Source organism: Rahnella sp. CG8 (genome assembly GCF_023701875.1).
In the GTDB taxonomy this organism is placed as follows: Bacteria; Pseudomonadota; Gammaproteobacteria; order Enterobacterales; family Enterobacteriaceae; genus Rahnella; species Rahnella aceris.
Window position 1 is genome coordinate 129,291 of sequence record NZ_JABAED010000003.1, and the last position, 17,808, is coordinate 147,098.

Genomic DNA, 17,808 nt, shown 5'->3' on the forward strand with positions numbered 1-17,808 from the left:
TACCGGCCTGTTGCGCACTGACATCGTTAAAGCTCCGCTTTCCCCGGATTATCAAAGCCTACCCGCCCGACAAACGGCAAACGCAACGCCGGATTCTTCACATCAATGCCCAGGTTCAGCCCCAGCACATTGACTTCAATGCCCTCTTCCACGCCCAGCGTCACACCCAGCAGTCCCAGCAAAGAAACCTGCACGCCGCGCCCGGATGGCGGTAAACCGATCGGATTGGTAATGCCGCGGTAATCTTTGCCGATCGCATTGGAAGGAAGATCAAGCTGCAGATCCGGCACTTCACGGCCGATGTGGGCGATAAACGTATTGCTGTTTGGCCCCGGCCACGCGTGATAGGTATGCGGATACGGGTAACTTTTGATCGCTGCTTCTATTTTGGGGATCATAATCTGCGCCTGCGCGCCGCGGTGATCAACCAGTATACGGGGCTGCGAGCCAAACCAATACCCATCTGGAATAGCATAATCGCGGCGTACCACGTTGGTGCTGCCCCAGCTGATCACGTCATAACGGGTGAACTCTGTTTCCCCTTCACGTTTGTAAATTATCCACGGATGCACCGCCACCAGCCCGCGCCAGCCATAAGTCGGTGCAGCATAAATCTGGATAATAGCGATACTTTTCAGTCTGGCAGGATCCGGCGCAATACCGGCTGAAGTCCGTCGTGCCGTTGACCAGCTCTGGCCTGCAGGTTCTGTCCGTGTTTGTGTCGCTTTCGCGTAGCTGTATCCGAAAGACAGCAGTAAAACCAGAACAAACCCGAGACTTACCCATTTTATGGCGATCATGCTTTATTCACCTTTGCCGGTCCGTTCAAAAGAACAACGGTACTCATTCACCGAGAGGCTGGCAACGTGAAAGTCTGTTGTAAATCACAAAATTTGCTGCAAATAGCCGATTGGGATTGGGGGAATGCCAGGGGATAGAAACGTGAATCATGCGATGTTGCAAAATATATGGAAAAATGCGGATGACTGATGTCAGCCTGATCTGTAAAGTGCAATGCCACTCCTGGCACCCAAACTATCATTATCTTTTTTCCCGGGTACAGGATGGTACGGCACTCTTCCTTATGGGCGATTTCAATCAGCCTCGAGGTTGAGTTTATTAAGGTATGAAGCGCGCCCATGTCGGGAAATTTGACTAATTAGAGTAACGATAAGATGAAAATGAAATTCATACCGCCAATCATTGTACTGGCAGGTGCTGTTGGTTTTATGGTGTGGTTCTTTGTTAGCGGAGCTGCAATGCCTGGCGGCTGAAAGAACATCAATAAATGTGAGGCGTTTTTTACAGACAGGTCTCTATTACTTCAGATGCACCTGCAATTCAGTTAAGAAGGGCTGTATCTCGTTTGAGAATTTGAAAAAGCACCGTCACCAGGCGGTTATTTTATGTTTAACGTTACCAGCCCTGAAGCCGTCGTATCGCGAGCTGTAAAGCAATGTTGGGTCTGCCATTTGTGTCTATAGCCTCGTCCTGCGCGCGCTTAAGGCATAAGACTATGCGTCCCGCGCTAAAGTCTTCACCCGCCTGAGCAAACATTAAGCAGCATTCGCCTACCATCCTGCACCCTTCTCCAAAAGCCGAATTTTTACCTTGCATAGTTACTCCAGTAAACAGTAAACCTGAACATCAGATTTAACATAATAACTGAAATAATTGGATAAAGTTTGCGCAGGACATGAATTTCATCCCATTCTCATCTGAATTGCTCAAAACGGCAGTGAATTTTCTTTAATTACTAAACCCATTTCATTAAGCCAAATTCCCGGAAGAGACTAGTATGTTTTCGGGAGCATCGCTCTCGTTCCAAAACTAAATATTTAGTGATGATTCACTGGCCTTCGTTCGCGAGGGCTTTTTTGCGTCCCAATACTGACCTCATGCAGCGAACACAGCTATTTATGGGCTGTTATCCTTTTGATTGGATAATTATTACTCCGCTATGCTTATTTGGTTCTACCCGATCAAATTTCAAAACTGATGTTTATTGCCCGCCTGTCGCGGGCATCTTTTTATGATGCACAGTGTGTCATCAAACACCTGGTTGCCAGCATCGTTAACAATGAACGTTACCACGCCTTCAACCACAATCGCGCCATAGTCACTGGGCTCACAGGTGATTGAAGCCGCCTTTCAGCAGTCCATAAAGTCCCCGTCCATCATCAGGCGCTCCGACGGCGCGTCCCGGTTATCTATCAGTCCGGCGGCCAAAATCAGACTCCAGCCCATTGTTGCAGCCGCCTTGCTGACTCATACTGCCCGTAACACTGAAGAGATTTCGCGCATTAAATGAAAACAACAAATTGACGTTAACGCTTTGATTATAAAAGGATGAATATGACTGACTCTAAGAAAGCATTGATCATCGGCGCATCACGCGGTATCGGTTTGGGTGTGGTGGATGTACTCGCAAAACGCGGCTGGCAGGTCACCGCCACAACACGTGATGCCGTTCCGGCCAAAACACCGGCGGCTGTTGAATGGGTAAAACTGGACATCAATAAATCCGAAGCGCGGGAAGCGGTGAAAGACGCGCTGTCCGAAAGCCATTTTGATCTGATTTTTGTGAATGCAGGCGTATTTGGTCCGGATCATCAGGATATTGATCAGGCCAGCGACGAAGAAATTATTCAGCTATTTTTGACTAACGCCATTTCCCCTGTGCGTTGCGCCAGTGAATTACTGCCTTTCCTGAACCACCGTACCGGTGTGCTGGCGCTGATGACCTCTGAGCTGTCGAGTCTCAATGAGAATGACGTGGCAACTTATCCGCTTTATTCCGCCAGTAAAGCTGCGCTGAATATGCTGACCCGCGGGTTGCAGGCACAGATTGAAAAACAAGAACTGACGCTGCTTTCCGTGCATCCGGGCTGGGTACAGACCGATATGGGCGGTGAAAATGCCACGCTGACCGTGGCCGAAAGCGCCACCGGCATTGTTGATCAGTTCGAAGCCTGGCGCGGCAAAGGTGGCCATCACTTTGTTGAATATTCAGGCCGTGAACTGCGCTGGTAAATATGAAGTGAGCTGACAAAGGGCTTGATCAGTTTTTGTGTTAATGCCACCATTAGGAAATAAACGTTTCCTAATGGTGGCATTTTTTATGGCATTCCCTTCACCGAAGGATCGCGGTCGTCCGCGTGAATTCGATACTGAACTTGCACTGGATAACGCCATGACGGTATTTCGCGAAAAAGGCTTTCATGCGGCGTCCATCAGCGATCTGAGTCAGGCCATGAACCTTACTGCAGGCAGTATTTACAAAGCCTTCAGCGATAAAAGGACCCTGTTTCTCAACGTATTTGAACGTTACACCTCACGGCGAAATACCCAGTTACGCCAGCAAATTGAACGCATCTCCACCGGCCGCGAACGCATTGCCGAAGTGCTGCGCTTTTATCTGCGTTCTTCTCATGAAATTGAAGGCCGCCGCGGGTGTCTGGTCGTCGGCAGCACCGTCGAATTACTCACGCTGGATGAGGAACTCGCCGCACTGGTGCGTCAGGCTATTATGCGCAATAAATTGTTCCTGACCTCCCTCATTGAACAGGGCCAGCAAGACGGTTCTGTCACCCCGGATATCGATGCGCAGGCCGCGTCATCCCTGATGTTATGGATTGTTTTGGGCATGCGTGTCGCCGGTAAAGTCGAAAACAATCACGCCAGCGAAACCACGCTGGAACTGGCGCTTAAAATTCTCGATTAAAAATTTTTTCTCATTTAGGAAATGATTATTTCCTAAATATGACTATAACGGAGATTGGCTATGAACGAGATGACCCCTTCTGTTGTTGTTACTGCCGAACCCTTTGCAGTGGCTGACCCCACCCTTTGCGGTTTTACCCATCGCTACGCCACGGTCGAAGGCGTGAGGATGCATTACGTCAGCGGCGGTAATCCGCAAGGCAAAGTCTTGCTGTTGCTGGCGGGTTTTCCGCAAACCTGGTACGCATGGCGTAATGTGATGAACGCGCTGGCACAGGATTTCTGGCTGGTGGCACCAGACCTGCCCGGTCAGGGTGATTCGGACCGCCCGCAGACCGGTTACGACACACAAAGTCTGGCGCAGAAAATCCACGGGTTAATGCAGCTTCTCGGGCATAAGCGTTACTCGCTGGCAGCGCATGACGTCGGCGCGTGGGTCGCTTATCCCTGCGCGGCGATGTATGGCGAGGAAGTACAACACCTGGCGCTGCTGGATGCGGGGATCCCCGGAATCACCTTGCCGGACGTGCTGCCGGTCACACCGGACAAATCGTGGAAAACCTGGCATTTTGCCTTCCACACATTGCCTGATTTGCCTGAAGCGCTGATCGCCGGTAACGAACGTGTCTATCTCGACTGGTTTTTGCGCCGGAAAACCGCTGCGCCGGATGCCTTCACAGATGACGATATCAGCGAGTATCTGCGGGTGTTCCTCAAAAGCGGCGGCCTGCGCGCCGGGCTGGCGTATTATCGTTCGGTTACTGAATCTGCGGAACAGAACCGCACACTTAATCGTGCCGGAAAATTAAAAATGCCGGTACTGGCGGTCAGCGCCGATCAGGGTTCGATCCCGGACATGGCCGTTCCCCTGCGCGCTTTCGCTGAAAATGTCACCGGCATCATCATCCCTCACAGCGGCCATTTCATTCCGGAGGAACAACCGGAAGTCTTAGCCCGTCACCTGCATAGTTTCTTCACAATGTGAGATGAAGATTTGCTGAACTTTTTATGATAAACATAGAACTCGGATTGTTTGTTAATAATTTGTATTCACAATAATTGCCGGGCTAACGAGTTTTCAAAAACCACAGACACGGCATCTTTCATTTTTCAGGGATTTGTCATGTCTGCTGCTTCCGGTAATTCAGACTCACTGTTACGGCACCGCTCGTTTGTCGCTTTCTGGATCGCCCGTGCAGCGTCCAGCTTTGGTTTCCAGATGCTTTCCATCGTGGTGAGCTGGCAGATTTATTCGATCACCGGCCGGGCGTTTGATCTCGGGCTGATCGGGTTGGTGCAGTTTTTACCTTCCGTCGCGCTTGCGCTGGTGGCAGGCCACGTTGCCGATCAGTTTGACCGCCGCCGCGTGGTGCTGCTCGGGCAAATCGCCGAATGGGTGGCGATTGGCTCGCTGGCTTATCTGACGCTGACACATCACGTCAATGAAGTGGTCGTGCTCGGACTGATTTTCGTGATTTCGACTGCCAAAGCGATGGAAGCCCCTTCATTACAGTCGATGTTGCCCGCGCTGGTGCCACCGAATTTGCTGGCCCGCGCAATGGCCGCCACCAGCGTTTCCGGACAGGCCGCGTCGATGGTTGGCCCGGCGCTGGGTGGCTTTCTGTATGTCGCGGGCGCGGGTGTGGCATACGCCGTGTGCGCCTGTCTGTATCTGTTATCTATCGTAATGGTCAGCCGTTTACGCTATGAACAGGCACAGCCGCATCGTGTACCGGCAACCTTCAAAACGCTGTTCGCAGGCATTGGTTTTATCCGCGCCCGCCCGGACGTGCTGGGCGTGATTTCGCTCGACTTGTTCGCGGTTTTACTCGGTGGCGCAACCGCCCTGTTACCCATTTTCGCTCACGACATTCTGCATACCGGTCCGTGGGGATTAGGCTTGCTACGTGGCGCACCGGCGGTCGGCGGTCTGATCGTCGGATTCTGGCTGAGCCACCGCGCACTCAACCGTAATGTCGGAAAAATCATGTTCGCCGCCGTCGCCGGTTTCGGTGCCGCCACACTGGTTTTCGCGTTTTCCACTTCGCTCTGGTTATCGATGCTGGCGCTGTTTGCTCTCGGCGGTTTCGATATGATCAGCATGGTGATCCGCGGTGCGCTGGTACAGCTTGATACACCGGATGACATGCGCGGTCGTGTCAGCGCCGTGAACTCCATCTTCATCAACACCTCGAATCAGCTCGGTGAATTTGAATCCGGTCTGCTGGCCGCCTGGGTTGGCGCAGTTCCCGCCGCAGCCATCGGCGGTGTCGGCACGCTGATCGTGGTCGGATTGTGGATGACCTGGTTCCCCGGCCTGCGAAAAAGGCAGAAGCTGGAAAATGAAGTCGTTGAAGCTTAATCGCATCACGACACGCAAATCAGCGCCGTCCCTCTCATGAGTGGACGGCTGGGATGGCGTTATGCGTTTTAACGAGTTGCTCTGACTGGAATAATTCAATAATCCCCAATATAATCAGCTCATTCATTCACCAACGTTATATAAGGAGGATTGCCATGCTGACCCGTGAAGTTTTTTTAATTTCACTCGTCCTTAGCGATCGTCACTGCTCAGGCATTTCCGGCACCGTGCCGCGATAACCTGCTTGAGCGAAGCTAACTGACAACCTGAGAACTTCCCTCCGGCTTACCGGTTATCGTCGGCTTTTCTGACGACAGGCATCTTTGTGCCTGAAAACCTGAGTAAGCATTCATGACGACTTTATTATCCGCACAATCTTTATCTTTCGATAACGCCTTCGGCCCGTTGTTGGCTGAGATTTCCTTCGGCCTGAAAAAAGGCGACCGCATTGGTCTCATCGGCCATAACGGCTGCGGCAAAAGCACCTTGCTGAAAATCCTCAGCGGTGAACTGGCGGCCTCCTCCGGCACCGTGACACTGGCGAATCAATGCCTGATGGCGCGCGTCGAACAGCATCTTCCCGCAGAACTCAATGATTGTACCCTGCTGGAATCGGTGCTCGGTCATCTGCCCGGCAGCCTTCATCAGCCCGAACCCTGGCAGGCGCAGGTGCTGCTTTCGGACCTGGGTTTTGATGAAAATGCCTGGGAACTGACGGCGGGTACGCTCAGTGGCGGCCAGCATACCCGTCTGCTGCTGGCGCGGGCGCTGATCCACCAGCCGGATTTACTGCTGCTCGATGAGCCAAGCAATCATCTGGATCTGCCGACATTACTGTGGCTGGAGCAGTTTCTGAAAAACTGGGCGGGCAGCTTTGTACTGGTTTCCCATGACCGCAGTCTGCTGGACAGCGTAACCAACTCAACCTGGATCCTGCGCGATAAAACGCTGCAATTTATCCGCCTGCCTTGTACCCAGGCACGTCAGGCGCTGGAAGAAAAAGACATTGCCGACGCACTGCGTCGTAAAGCGGAGCAAAAGGAAATTGACCGCGTGACACTGAGCGCCAAACGGCTGGCCGTCTGGGGCAGCGTTTACGACAATGAGGGACTGGCGCGCAAGGCCAAGCAAATGGAAAAACACGTGGTGCGCATGAAGGAAGATCAAACTGACGTCACCGCAGGCAATCAGTGGAAACTTCGCCTGAACGGCGAAGCGCTGGCGGCGGATCGCGTGCTGGCGCTGGCTGATTTACAGGTGCGACCGGCGCCTGATGCCCCGGTGCTGTTCACCCTTGATGAAATGCGGGTGAAGAGCGGCGATCGTATCGCGCTGGTCGGGCGTAACGGTTGCGGTAAATCATCCCTTCTGCACAGTTTGTGGCAGGCGTTTATCTGCCCGGAAACGACGGTCAAAGGCGTGATTTTCCACCCGCGCGTGCGAATGGGTTATTACGATCAGAACCAACATCAATTGCAGGATAACGATTCGCTTTCTGATGCCCTGGCGCATTTCGCGCCGCTGACCGAAGAACAGCGAAAAATGGCGCTGATTGGCGCGGGATTTCCGTATATCCGTCATCAGCAAAAAGTGAGCACGCTCAGCGGTGGCGAACGTTCACGGCTGCTGTTTATCGGCCTGACGCTGGCGAACTATTCCCTTTTGTTACTTGATGAGCCGACCAACCATCTGGATCTGGAAGGTAAAGAGGAGCTGGCGGAAACGCTGAAAACCTTCAGCGGCGCAGTGCTGATGGTTTCCCATGACAGGACGCTGATCGAGCAAAGCTGCAACCGTTTCTGGCTGATAGACCAGCAGCGTCTGGAAGAATGGCATTCCCCCGCGCCGGTGTATGCGATTCTGGCAGGCGCGGTTCCTCCTGCCGACGCGCCGGTGTCGGACGTGAGGCTGGAAAGCGTGGTGATTCAGGAAACTGAAGAGGAACGCTTGCTGGCGACACTGATGGCGCTGGAAAACAAGCTGGAAGACGACCTGGCGCGCAAACCAAAGCATCAGAAACCGGAACTGCAACGCCAGTGGCAACAAAAGATTGATGAACTGAATGCGTTGCTGGATCTGCTTTAAAGACATATGTTAAGAAACTGTATATTGATTTTTACTTACACAACGCATTGCTGTTCCTGCCGGAGAAATTATGTTTAACGTTTTACGTGCTGAGCCTAAAACCACCTTCGAATACGGCCCGTTCCGTATCCGCCGCATGCGCCCCGGGAAAATTCTGCCCGAAAATAGCGATGATGCATTCGGACCGCTCAGTGTTATCGATCATGCCAACCTGGAACTGGGTACGCTGGTGAAAATGCATGAGCATAACAACGATGAAATCTTCAGCTATATGTGGCGCGGTTCGATGGTGCACGCAGATTCTGCCGGTCATCGGATATCGCTCTCACCGAAAAAGCTGATGATGATGAATGCCGGAGAAAGCTTCTGGCATGAAGAATCCACGCCGCTGGTGCCCGCCGAAATGTTGCAGATTTTCATTCGTCCGCGCAAAGCAAACCTCGAGAGTCGTGTGCAGTTCATGGAACGTCCGGACGGCGTAAAGCAAAACGAATGGACGCTGCTGGCCGCGCCGGAAGGGATTGAATCTCCATTGGAAATTCGTCAGGCAGTATATGTTTATGACATTCGCATGGATGAAAATACCACCACGGAAATTCCGGCACATCCGGGATTTGCACAGTGGTTGTATGTCATGGATGGCGAAATCAGCATTGCGGACGTCAGCCTGTCAAAAGGTGATGCGATCAGTGATGAGGAAAGTGCATTGCCTGCCGCCTCGGCAAAAAAAGAAACCACCCTGGTGTGTTTCCTCGTTTGTCTGGGTGCGGAAGCCATTCTGGAAGGGGCGATTAGCGGAAAGTAATTAAAATCTGGCAGTTAAAATATAAAAGCCCCAGTTGTTAAACCGGGGCTTTTAAGGTACTACCAAATTAATATTTAACATTCATCAACTTAATTACATATTACAACTTCTAAAGATGCACATATTTTCACAGGATATATTTTGAAGCCAGGTAACGCTATCCTCCTATAATTTTGTGGAATAACATCGGTATCCTGTTAATTTCACTTATACCGGTTTTCAGTCGGGATAAATGAGTACATCACCCTCGCGATATATACTCTTTGATGCGTGACCTTACTCTCGTCGCGATATTCTCGATTTCAGACTTAACGTACCCAAATCGCGAACATTACTCTGACTAACAAGGCGTTACATCATCGCGTTTTCTTCCACATCATGCGATTTTACAGCTTTACTGCATGGCCTTAAAGCATCATCTCACGGATTTTAAATGAAAATCCGGTGTTGAATCACCCAAACTAAAATACTTCGTGGCCTTTATCGCATCTCATTACTTGCAAGTTTATCAACCTGCTAAATGCACCGCGAAATAAAATTTTCATCCCATTTCTCTCTGGTGCTGAGTTCTAATCTACTCGTTATAAATCGTGTGTCAACCCTGTATTTACGAACAGGTTTTTTAATCTATGCCATATTAGAAAACATAATGAAATCTGTGACCTATACCAAAGATATTGATAAGGCAAGTAACCAAAAAGTCGAATAAAAATAATCCTGCGTGCACATCTCCTGCCTCCCCGCCCCGCTGAACGTGATAACAACTACTTTTGTACCAGCAAGCTAGTTCAACAGTGTACATCAGTGCTTAAATCCACTATATTGCTGCGCTCATGGCCCTGACCGCAGCATAAACGCGCGATTTCCGGACAATTTTCATATCAAATCTTTTACAGCAATTCACTTAACGAATCGTGATAAAAGCCACGCGAGGATCCGCACTATGGCGACGCTTTCCGTGACCGCTCCGCAGCATTCTGTATTGGGTGGCGCAATGATTATCGGTGGAACTATCATCGGTGCAGGGATGTTTTCTTTGCCGGTGGTGATGTCCGGAGCCTGGTTTTTCTGGTCAGTTGCCGCATTGATTTTTACCTGGTTCTGTATGCTGCACTCAGGCCTGATGATCCTCGAAGCGAATCTTAACTATCCTGTAGGGTCGAGTTTTAATACCGTCACCGGCGATTTGCTGGGGAAAAACTGGAACCGGCTGAATGGCATGACCATCGCGTTCGTGCTGTATATCCTGACTTACGCTTATATTTCTGCCAGCGGTTCGGTTATTCAACATACGCTGCGCGAAATGGCAGTGAGCTTTTCTCCCCGCCTCGGCGGCCTGCTGACCGCACTGGCAGTTGCGTTTATTGTCTGGCTCAGCACCCGCGCCGTGAGTCGCATGACCGCAATTGTGCTGGGTGCCAAAATCATCGCCTTCTTCCTGACATTTGGCAGCTTACTGTGGCACATCAAACCGGTAAACTTGCTTAACAGCGTGGAGTTGAACCCGAGTTACACACCGTATGTGCTGGCGACGCTGCCGTTTTGTCTCGCCTCGTTTGGCTATCACGGTAACGTACCGAGCCTGATGAAATATTACGGCAAGAACCCGCAGATCATCAAAAGATGCCTGTTGCTGGGTACCCTTATGGCGCTCGGGCTGTATGTCATCTGGATGCTGGGCACGATGGGTAACATTCCACGCACGGCGTTTATTGGCATCGCCGAACGTGGTGGCAATATTGATGTGCTGGTGCAATCGCTGAGTCAGATCCTCAACAGTGCGGGGCTGGATTTGTTGCTGACCATTTTCTCCAACTTCGCCGTGGCCTGTTCATTCCTGGGCGTGACGCTCGGGTTATTCGACTATCTGGCTGACCTTTTCAAATTCGACGACAGCCGTACCGGTCGATTTAAAACCGCACTGATCACTTTTGTGCCGCCAATCATTGGTGGTGTGATCTACCCGGATGGTTTTATTTACGCGATTGGTTTTGCAGGTCTCGCCGCCACGGTCTGGGCGGTGATTGTTCCGGCACTGATGGCACGGGCATCACGCCAGCGCTTCGGCAGCCCGCTCTATCGTGTATGGGGCGGCAATAAAATGATTGTGCTGGTGCTGTTGTTTGGCGTACTGAATGCGGCAGTGCACATTCTGTCGAGCGTAAATTTACTGCCGGTATATCGTTAAATGATTTCCACCCGTTTTGTCCGTCGGACAGGGCTGGTGCATCAAAAGACATAGGGTATAGCAAAGACAGAGGTGAGGCAGGAAGGATTTCTGAAGGCAATCACATCACGCAGCCTGCTCTTTGCTTAATACAAACAGGCCGCGATCATAGAGAAGGTCGTTAACGTTACGCTTTATTCACTGAAACAATTTCTTTGATGAAGGTGAAGTTCGAATCGCCGTGATCAGTTTTGATCGTCGGGTAAATTCTTTCGCCTTTCTTCACAAAGCCAGTGACTTCATGGGTTGAGCCGTTCTTGACAGTAAAGCTATCGCCAACACTGATGGAACTTGCAACTTCGCTCATAACAATCCTTAACTCTTACTTCATTGAACTTCAATAAACCCGTGTGTTGCTGATCGATGGTAGGCTTTTATGCGGCAGGTAGCCAGCGGCGTCATCAGAATCGCTCAAAAAGGGAATACGGCGTCCTGACGCGCCGGTACTAAGTATTCGGTGCGGCCTGACGCGGCTTAATCGATTTGCGCAGTAAATTCGCCGTCAGCGCCAGCAGGAAAATGGCCGCCTGCACCAGAACGATTGTCGGCCCGGTCGCAGCATCAATATAGAAGCTGATAAAAGTGCCTGAGATGGCCGCAAAAAGTGACGTTGTCACGGAAACCACCAGCATCTTCGTCAACGTCTTACACAGCAGAAACGCCGTAATGCCCGGCGTAATCAGCATCGCCACCACCAGCACCACACCGACAGCCTGTAACGCTGCGACAATGGTCAGTGCCAGCATACACAACAACGCATAGTGATAAAAACGTACCGGCAGCCCGATGACTTTCGCCTGTACAGGATCAAAACAAAACAGCATCAGGTCTTTAAATTTGAGGATAATCGCCAGCGTCACGACAGCGGCGATAATCAGGGTTTGCAACATTTCACTGTCGGTCACACCCAGCACGTTGCCAAACAAAATGTGGCTGAGATGCTGCTCGGTATTCACCCGCGAGAACAGCACCAGACCACCGGCAAACATACCGGAGAAGACGATCCCCATTACCGAATCTTCTTTCACCCGGCAATGTTCTTTGATGAAACCCGTCGCGACCGCGCAAAACAGGCCGGAACCGAACGCGCCAATCACCAGCGGAATTCCTGCCAGATAGGCCAGCACTACGCCCGGAAGGACCGCATGAGAAATGGCGTCCCCCATCAGCGACCAGCCTTTGAGTACCAGAAAACAGGAAAACATTGCGCAGACGATACTGGTGGCCGCAGCGGTCAGCAGAGCACGTTGCATAAAATCGAAGCTCAGCGGCTCCATCAGCACATCAAACCAGGACATCATGCGCGGCTCCGGTTTTTAATGCGGAAATGATTCACCAGCCAGCCATGTTTCGGCGCGAACAAGAACGCCAGCAGGAAGACGGTGGTTTGCAGACAAACAATCACCCCGCCGGTTGCACCATCGAGGAAATAACTCAGCCATGCCCCCGCTGCACTGGTCACTGCACCGATGATCACAGAAATAATGAGCAGGTGTGAAAAACGGTCTGACAGCAGATAGGCCGTTGCGCCGGGTGTGATGACCATTGCGATCACTAAAATTGCGCCGACAGTTTGTAACGCCGCTACGCTGCACGCGCTGAAAATAGTGAAGAAAATCACTTTCAGCCACAGCGGCGAAAGGCCGACCGAAACCGCATGCGCTTCGTCGAAAAATACCGCCAGCAGGTCACGCCAGATAAGACACAGCACCAGCAGCGAAACGCCGACAATAATTTGTACCTGTAAAATATCGGCGTCATCAATCCCTAAAATATTGCCGAACAGAATCGACTGCACGTTAACGGATGTCGGGTTAAGCGACACCAGTAACAGGCCAAGGGCAAAGAACGTGGAGAACACAAAACCGATAATCGCGTCTTCCCGCAGTTTGGTGAAGTGACGCAACAGTGTCATGCAAAGTGCGGCCAGAATACCGGTCCCGAATGCGCCGATCGCGTAGGGAAAGCCCAGCGCGTAAGCGCCCGCGACACCGGGCACTACCGAATGCGACAACGCATCGCCCATCAGTGACCAGCCTTTGAGCATCAGATACGCCGATAAAAAGGCACACACTGCACCGACCCCCGCACTCACCCAGATGGCTTTCACCATATAGTTGTACTGAAACGGCTCCAGCAACAGTTCGGTCATACCGCCCGCCTCACCGGTTCTTGTGGCACCAGATAGCCGATATTACGCAGCGCACCGCCAAAGGTATTTTCAAGATTCTGATGGGTAAAGGTGGTTTCCAGCGGACCGGAAGCCATCACCGTGCGGTTAATCAGCACCACGCGATCACAAAAATCGGGCACGCTGGCGATGTTGTGCGTCGACACCAGAATCAGATGTCCTTCCTCGCGCAGTTGTCGCAGCAATTCGATAATGGCGTTTTCAGTTTTGATATCCACGCCGGTAAACGGCTCATCAAGCAACATCACCCGCCCTTGTTGTGCCAGCGCACGCGCCAGGAAAACGCGTTTTTTCTGACCGCCGGAAAGCTCTCCAATCTGGCGGTGGGCCAGCTCCGTCAGCCCAACACGCGCCAGCGCGGAAGCAACTTGTTTTTTATCTTCCTGTGAGGGAATGCGCAGAAACGACATTTTGCCATAGCGCCCCATCATCACCACATCCCGCACCAGCACCGGGAAATTCCAGTCCACCTCTTCCGACTGCGGCACATACGCGATCAGATTTTGTTTCATTGCTTTGGCGACATTGAGGCCATCAAGTGTCACCCGCCCGTGCGTCGGACGGATAATCCCCATAATGGTTTTAAACAGCGTGGATTTACCGCTGCCGTTCACGCCCAGCAGTGCGCAAATCGAGCCGCCGTGCAGCGTGAACGAGGCATTCTCAATCGCGGTATGCCCGTTGTTGTAGGTCACCGAAATATCATCAACCTTGAGATGCAGCCTGGTGTCACTCATTGTCCGAACCCTTCTGCGATGGTACTCACCGTGACTTTCAGCAAATCAATGTAAGTCGGCACCGGCCCGTCAGCGGTAGACAGTGAATCGACATACAACACGCCGCCATATTTCGCGCCCGTCTCTTTACTGACCTGCTTCGCCGGTTTGTCCGAGATTGTGCTTTCGCTGAATACCACCGGGATATTTTGCTGACGCACCAGATCGATGATTTTTTTCACCTGCTGCGGCGTACCCTGTTCTTCAGCATTGATCGGCCACAGGTAGGCTTCTTTCAATCCATAATCTTTCGCCAGATAACTGAACGCGCCTTCGCTGGTCACCAGCCAGCGCTGTCCTTCCGGGATTTTCGCCAGACGCTCACGCAGCGGCGCATCGAGCAGGCTGATTTTTTCGGCATAATTTTTAGCATTGCGGTCATAAACGGCGGCGTTTTCAGGGTCATATTTCACCAGCGCGGCGCGGATATTTTCGATGTAAACCAGCGCATTTTTCGCGGACATCCAGGCATGAGGGTTTGGATTGCCGACATACGGTCCTTCCTGAATAGGCAGAGGCGCGATGCCGTCCGTCACTGTCGCAGAAGGCACATTCCTGATGTTGGCAAAAAAACGACCAAACCAGCGTTCAAGGTTAAAACCGTTCCACAAAATGAGATCCGCCGACTGGGTTTTCACGATGTCACGCGGCGTCGGCTGGTAATCATGAATTTCTGCGCCGGGTTTGGTGATGGATTCTACCGTCGCCGCATCACCGGCAACGTTCTGCGCGATATCCTGGATCACTGTGAAAGTGGTGACGACTTTAAACTTCTTTTTGTCTTTTTCGGCCGCCTGCGCGTTTCCGGTGATCAGCGCCACGATCATCCCGACCAGCATCAGTCGCAAACGAAACGGCGAATAGCTGAATAATTTTAAAATGCTTTGTCCTTTTTCCATCAAATCTCTCCTGTCACTCTGCGCATTAACCGGCGGTTTATTATTCAGGTATAGCACAGGCTATACTCCATAGCCAAGGCAAAGTTTTCAGAAATTGGTAGATGTGTGTACTTGGTTTACAATGCGTGAGTTGCCGTGGTGTACGCGGCAACGGTAAAAACCGTTGAGCAAGAAAGAGGCAGGCGTAGTGAAAGAAAAAAAAATAAATCCATTACTGGATGTGGAAGAACACGCTCAGGGTTTTTTACAGGTGCGCGAGGCACATCGCCGGGAATTAATGGACGATTACGTTGAGCTGATTTCAGACTTAATCCACGAATTTGGCGAAGCGCGTCAGGTCGATTTGGCCGCGCGGCTGGGGGTTTCTCAGCCTACCGTCGCAAAAACGCTCAAACGACTGGCCAATGCCGGGCTGGTTCATCAGTTACCCTATCGCGGAACCTTCCTTACGCCTGAAGGTGAGCGGCTGGCAGCGGAAAACCGCGAGCGTCATAACGTCGTAGAAGCGTTCTTTATTGCCCTTGGGATCAGCCCCGAAACCGCGCGCCTCGATGCAGAAGGTGTTGAGCATCACGTCAGCGATGAAACGCTTGAAGCGTTCAGACGCTTTACGGCAGAGAAAAAATCCTGATTTAACGCCGCATCTCATCCGCCGCCGGGTTGGTTTTTTAACAGAACCGGGCGGTTTTCCCCGATATTCCCACGCCCTCTCCGATGTTCGTAAAGTAATCTTTTCCCGTGAATTTTTTGCTCACAATTGCTGGCGTTACCTTGTCAGATTCACCCTGATCTCCCGCCAACCTTTTCCCACACTTGGGCGTATCGTTACGCTCAGGAATGGTGGCATTTAAGCCATTCCCTGTATCCGATCATTGCGCGTCGAGGTTGTTATGAAAAGGTTGTTGTTGATGCTGACCGCTGGCGTGCTGATGTCTGCCAGCTTTGCATCGTTTGCCTATGGCTATTACGGGCATGGTTATTATGGTCACGGCTACTATCACGGTGGATACGGTGGACCGCGCATTATCGTCGGCATCCCCTGGGGACCACCACCGCCTCCGGTGTATTACGGGCCGCCGCCGGTGGTCTACGTTACACCAGCACAACCGCAGACATATGTTGAGAAAACTCCTGACTATGCCTATTACTGCCAGAATCCTGCGGGCTACTATCCGCATGTGCAGCGCTGTCCGCGCGGCTGGATGAAGGTGGTTGTAGGTGATTCCGCACCGCGTTAACAGGCGATAATTTCATGAACAGGTTCACTCCGCTGGCGGTTATCGCCCTGACTGCAGCGCTTTCCGGCTGCGTTTCTCCTCCCACCCGGCCCGATGTGATGGTGTTACCCGGCACCGGTAAGGATTATCAGCAATTCCGTATGGATGAAATGGCCTGCCGGAATGACGCCTACAACAGTGTTAACGGCGGCGCACAAACAGCCAACAATAACGCAGTCAATACCGCCGCGGCAGGCACCGTTGTAGGTGCAGCGGCGGGTGCGCTGCTAGGCGCGGCGTCTCATCAGGCCGGAGCGGGCGCGCTGGTTGGCGCAGGCAGTGGTTTGTTGATTGGCAGCGCGATGGGCAGTAACGGCGCAGGTGCCAGCAGCGGTAATTTGCAGGATCAATACGATACCGTCTACACCCAGTGCATGTATGCCAAAGGCAATAAAGTGCCGGTCGATGCCAGCTATGGTTACAGTGCGCAACCTCAGGCACAGTCAGAGGTGCCACCGGACTACTATCCGGCCCCGCCGGGAAACAACGATGTTCCTCCGGATTACGTACCTTAAGTTTTTGCACAATTAAAAAGGCTGCCCGTTCTCTGGCAGCCTTTTGTTTCAGTTCACTTTTCTTCAGTCTTTCGTCGTTCAGGCAAACGGCGCACGGTCATTAAGCACATCATCGATAATGTTCAGCACACCCTCATCGCTGTTTGATGGTGCCGTGTATTTTGCGGCAGCTTTGGCCGCTGCCGAGGCGTTTTCCATCGCAAAACCAAATCCGCAATAGCTGAGCATTTCGAGATCATTTCCGCTATCACCGAAGGCCAGCACTTCCTCATCCCGGATACCGTAGATTTTCTGGATTTTTTGCAGGCCGCAGGCTTTGTGATTTCCGCTGATGATCAGATCCACCGAACCGTGCCCGCTGGTAACCGGCGCAACAATATTGCCCAGATGGCGGGTAATTTCGCCCATAAGCGGATAGACGTCATCCTCCCTATAGCTAAGCGCGAATTTGAAAATCGTGTCGTTGATTTCGGCATAATCGCTCACTTTGCTCAGGCGGTGATAGTAACGACGCATCCGGCTGATAAAGGCTTCATCGGTGCCGTTCAGTACATACGCGCCCTTTCTGCCGCAAACGATGGTGTTAATGCCCGGTGTCCGGCTGATCCAGTGCAGTACGTCAGCGACCTGTTCAGGTTCGAGTTTGCCGCAATAAACTTCTTCTTTTTTGTCGACGACATAACCCCCACCTTCCGCCACATAGGCAATCTGTTCATCGATGTCATCGAAGAAAGATTTAAGCTGGTAATACTGATTACCGCTGGCCACCACAAATTTGATATCGCGCGCCAGCAGTTGCTGATATTGCTCGCGAAAACGGATTTTATTGTATTCATGTTGCGGGTTCAGAAAGGTTCCATCCATGTCTACGGCAATAAGTTTTACGGCCATCACAGCTCCTTGCAGGGTCGGATTTTTATCATTAACGGTGAAAGAAGGCTGGCGGGG

General features: G+C 51.8%; 18 protein-coding genes. 11 read left to right on the forward strand and 7 right to left on the reverse strand.

Annotated features, from left to right (window positions below):
- Positions 1 to 26 precede the first annotated feature (26 nt).
- Positions 27 to 800: a DUF3750 domain-containing protein gene (locus tag HGO41_RS03975; RefSeq protein ID WP_013578282.1), complete on the reverse strand. Its 774-nt coding sequence runs from the start codon at positions 798 to 800 to the stop codon at positions 27 to 29.
- A gap of 381 nt (positions 801 to 1,181) precedes the next feature.
- On the opposite strand from HGO41_RS03975, the gene HGO41_RS25900 reads away from it, so the two are divergent.
- The 8 genes from HGO41_RS25900 (at position 1,182) to mtr (ending at position 11,163) form a co-directional block, all read left to right on the forward strand.
- Positions 1,182 to 1,274, forward strand: coding sequence for a YoaK family small membrane protein (locus tag HGO41_RS25900; RefSeq protein ID WP_489389458.1), 93 nt, complete (start codon positions 1,182 to 1,184; stop codon positions 1,272 to 1,274).
- Positions 1,275 to 2,355: 1,081 nt separating this feature from the next.
- Positions 2,356 to 3,033 (forward strand): SDR family oxidoreductase, encoded by a 678-nt coding sequence (locus tag HGO41_RS03980; protein ID WP_013578279.1) that lies wholly within the window; start codon positions 2,356 to 2,358, stop codon positions 3,031 to 3,033.
- Positions 3,034 to 3,121: 88 nt separating this feature from the next.
- On the forward strand, positions 3,122 to 3,724 hold the full coding sequence (locus HGO41_RS03985) for a TetR/AcrR family transcriptional regulator (protein WP_223509562.1): 603 nt from the start codon (positions 3,122 to 3,124) through the stop codon (positions 3,722 to 3,724).
- Positions 3,725 to 3,784: 60 nt separating this feature from the next.
- Positions 3,785 to 4,708 (forward strand): alpha/beta fold hydrolase, encoded by a 924-nt coding sequence (locus HGO41_RS03990; protein ID WP_013578277.1) that lies wholly within the window; start codon positions 3,785 to 3,787, stop codon positions 4,706 to 4,708.
- Positions 4,709 to 4,846: 138 nt separating this feature from the next.
- Positions 4,847 to 6,085, forward strand: coding sequence for an MFS transporter (locus tag HGO41_RS03995; protein WP_013578276.1), 1,239 nt, complete (start codon positions 4,847 to 4,849; stop codon positions 6,083 to 6,085).
- A gap of 351 nt (positions 6,086 to 6,436) precedes the next feature.
- Positions 6,437 to 8,170 carry an ABC-F family ATP-binding cassette domain-containing protein gene (locus tag HGO41_RS04000; protein ID WP_112151387.1) on the forward strand — a complete coding sequence of 578 codons (1,734 nt, stop codon included), beginning with the start codon at positions 6,437 to 6,439 and terminating at the stop codon, positions 8,168 to 8,170.
- Between the two features lie 70 nt (positions 8,171 to 8,240).
- On the forward strand, positions 8,241 to 8,975 hold the full coding sequence (locus HGO41_RS04005; protein WP_250980799.1) for a pirin family protein: 735 nt from the start codon (positions 8,241 to 8,243) through the stop codon (positions 8,973 to 8,975).
- Between the two features lie 943 nt (positions 8,976 to 9,918).
- The gene (gene mtr, locus HGO41_RS04010; RefSeq protein ID WP_250980800.1) at positions 9,919 to 11,163 is read left to right on the forward strand and encodes a tryptophan permease; all 1,245 of its coding nucleotides are present in this window, start codon (positions 9,919 to 9,921) and stop codon (positions 11,161 to 11,163) included.
- Positions 11,164 to 11,329: 166 nt separating this feature from the next.
- Here the strand turns inward: mtr and HGO41_RS04015 are convergent, their stop codons facing one another.
- The 5 genes from HGO41_RS04015 to HGO41_RS04035 form a co-directional block, all read right to left on the reverse strand.
- Entirely contained in the window at positions 11,330 to 11,509 is a 180-nt protein-coding gene (locus tag HGO41_RS04015; protein WP_013578204.1) for a hypothetical protein, read from the reverse strand.
- Between the two features lie 139 nt (positions 11,510 to 11,648).
- Positions 11,649 to 12,503 carry a metal ABC transporter permease gene (locus HGO41_RS04020; RefSeq protein WP_014416695.1) on the reverse strand — a complete coding sequence of 285 codons (855 nt, stop codon included), beginning with the start codon at positions 12,501 to 12,503 and terminating at the stop codon, positions 11,649 to 11,651.
- Positions 12,500 to 13,354: a metal ABC transporter permease gene (locus tag HGO41_RS04025; RefSeq protein ID WP_013578202.1), complete on the reverse strand. Its 855-nt coding sequence runs from the start codon at positions 13,352 to 13,354 to the stop codon at positions 12,500 to 12,502. Before HGO41_RS04025 ends, HGO41_RS04020 begins: the two co-directional genes overlap by 4 nt.
- Positions 13,351 to 14,130: an ATP-binding cassette domain-containing protein gene (locus HGO41_RS04030; RefSeq protein ID WP_250980801.1), complete on the reverse strand. Its 780-nt coding sequence runs from the start codon at positions 14,128 to 14,130 to the stop codon at positions 13,351 to 13,353. The genes HGO41_RS04025 and HGO41_RS04030 overlap by 4 nt, the downstream gene beginning before the upstream one ends.
- On the reverse strand, positions 14,127 to 15,068 hold the full coding sequence (locus HGO41_RS04035; protein ID WP_217244582.1) for a metal ABC transporter substrate-binding protein: 942 nt from the start codon (positions 15,066 to 15,068) through the stop codon (positions 14,127 to 14,129). The genes HGO41_RS04030 and HGO41_RS04035 overlap by 4 nt, the downstream gene beginning before the upstream one ends.
- A gap of 187 nt (positions 15,069 to 15,255) precedes the next feature.
- Between HGO41_RS04035 and mntR the strand changes: the two genes are divergently transcribed.
- From mntR to HGO41_RS04050, 3 genes are all read left to right on the forward strand, one after another.
- Entirely contained in the window at positions 15,256 to 15,699 is a 444-nt protein-coding gene (gene mntR, locus HGO41_RS04040; RefSeq protein WP_013578199.1) for a manganese-binding transcriptional regulator MntR, read from the forward strand.
- 259 nt (positions 15,700 to 15,958) lie between these two features.
- Positions 15,959 to 16,306 (forward strand): hypothetical protein, encoded by a 348-nt coding sequence (locus HGO41_RS04045; RefSeq protein WP_013578198.1) that lies wholly within the window; start codon positions 15,959 to 15,961, stop codon positions 16,304 to 16,306.
- 14 nt (positions 16,307 to 16,320) lie between these two features.
- Positions 16,321 to 16,860, forward strand: a complete 540-nt coding sequence (locus HGO41_RS04050; protein WP_013578197.1) for a glycine zipper family protein — start codon at positions 16,321 to 16,323, stop codon at positions 16,858 to 16,860.
- A 78-nt stretch (positions 16,861 to 16,938) separates the two neighbouring features.
- Here the strand turns inward: HGO41_RS04050 and HGO41_RS04055 are convergent, their stop codons facing one another.
- On the reverse strand, positions 16,939 to 17,751 hold the full coding sequence (locus HGO41_RS04055) for a Cof-type HAD-IIB family hydrolase (RefSeq protein WP_037032902.1): 813 nt from the start codon (positions 17,749 to 17,751) through the stop codon (positions 16,939 to 16,941).
- Positions 17,752 to 17,808 lie beyond the last annotated feature (57 nt).

Excerpts from the sequence above, each read along its gene's own strand:
- HGO41_RS03975 (WP_013578282.1), bottom strand. The coding sequence starts at position 800 with ATGATCGCCATAAAATGGGTAAGTCTCGGGTTTGTTCTGGTTTTACTG.
- HGO41_RS25900 (WP_489389458.1), top strand. The coding sequence starts at position 1,182 with ATGAAATTCATACCGCCAATCATTGTACTGGCAGGTGCTGTTGGTTTT.
- HGO41_RS03980 (WP_013578279.1), top strand. The coding sequence starts at position 2,356 with ATGACTGACTCTAAGAAAGCATTGATCATCGGCGCATCACGCGGTATC.
- HGO41_RS03985 (WP_223509562.1), top strand. The coding sequence starts at position 3,122 with ATGGCATTCCCTTCACCGAAGGATCGCGGTCGTCCGCGTGAATTCGAT.
- HGO41_RS03990 (WP_013578277.1), top strand. The coding sequence starts at position 3,785 with ATGAACGAGATGACCCCTTCTGTTGTTGTTACTGCCGAACCCTTTGCA.
- HGO41_RS03995 (WP_013578276.1), top strand. The coding sequence starts at position 4,847 with ATGTCTGCTGCTTCCGGTAATTCAGACTCACTGTTACGGCACCGCTCG.
- HGO41_RS04000 (WP_112151387.1), top strand. The coding sequence starts at position 6,437 with ATGACGACTTTATTATCCGCACAATCTTTATCTTTCGATAACGCCTTC.
- HGO41_RS04005 (WP_250980799.1), top strand. The coding sequence starts at position 8,241 with ATGTTTAACGTTTTACGTGCTGAGCCTAAAACCACCTTCGAATACGGC.
- mtr (WP_250980800.1), top strand. The coding sequence starts at position 9,919 with ATGGCGACGCTTTCCGTGACCGCTCCGCAGCATTCTGTATTGGGTGGC.
- HGO41_RS04015 (WP_013578204.1), bottom strand. The coding sequence starts at position 11,509 with ATGAGCGAAGTTGCAAGTTCCATCAGTGTTGGCGATAGCTTTACTGTC.
- HGO41_RS04020 (WP_014416695.1), bottom strand. The coding sequence starts at position 12,503 with ATGATGTCCTGGTTTGATGTGCTGATGGAGCCGCTGAGCTTCGATTTT.
- HGO41_RS04025 (WP_013578202.1), bottom strand. The coding sequence starts at position 13,354 with ATGACCGAACTGTTGCTGGAGCCGTTTCAGTACAACTATATGGTGAAA.
- HGO41_RS04030 (WP_250980801.1), bottom strand. The coding sequence starts at position 14,130 with ATGAGTGACACCAGGCTGCATCTCAAGGTTGATGATATTTCGGTGACC.
- HGO41_RS04035 (WP_217244582.1), bottom strand. The coding sequence starts at position 15,068 with ATGGAAAAAGGACAAAGCATTTTAAAATTATTCAGCTATTCGCCGTTT.
- HGO41_RS04045 (WP_013578198.1), top strand. The coding sequence starts at position 15,959 with ATGAAAAGGTTGTTGTTGATGCTGACCGCTGGCGTGCTGATGTCTGCC.
- HGO41_RS04050 (WP_013578197.1), top strand. The coding sequence starts at position 16,321 with ATGAACAGGTTCACTCCGCTGGCGGTTATCGCCCTGACTGCAGCGCTT.
- HGO41_RS04055 (WP_037032902.1), bottom strand. The coding sequence starts at position 17,751 with ATGGCCGTAAAACTTATTGCCGTAGACATGGATGGAACCTTTCTGAAC.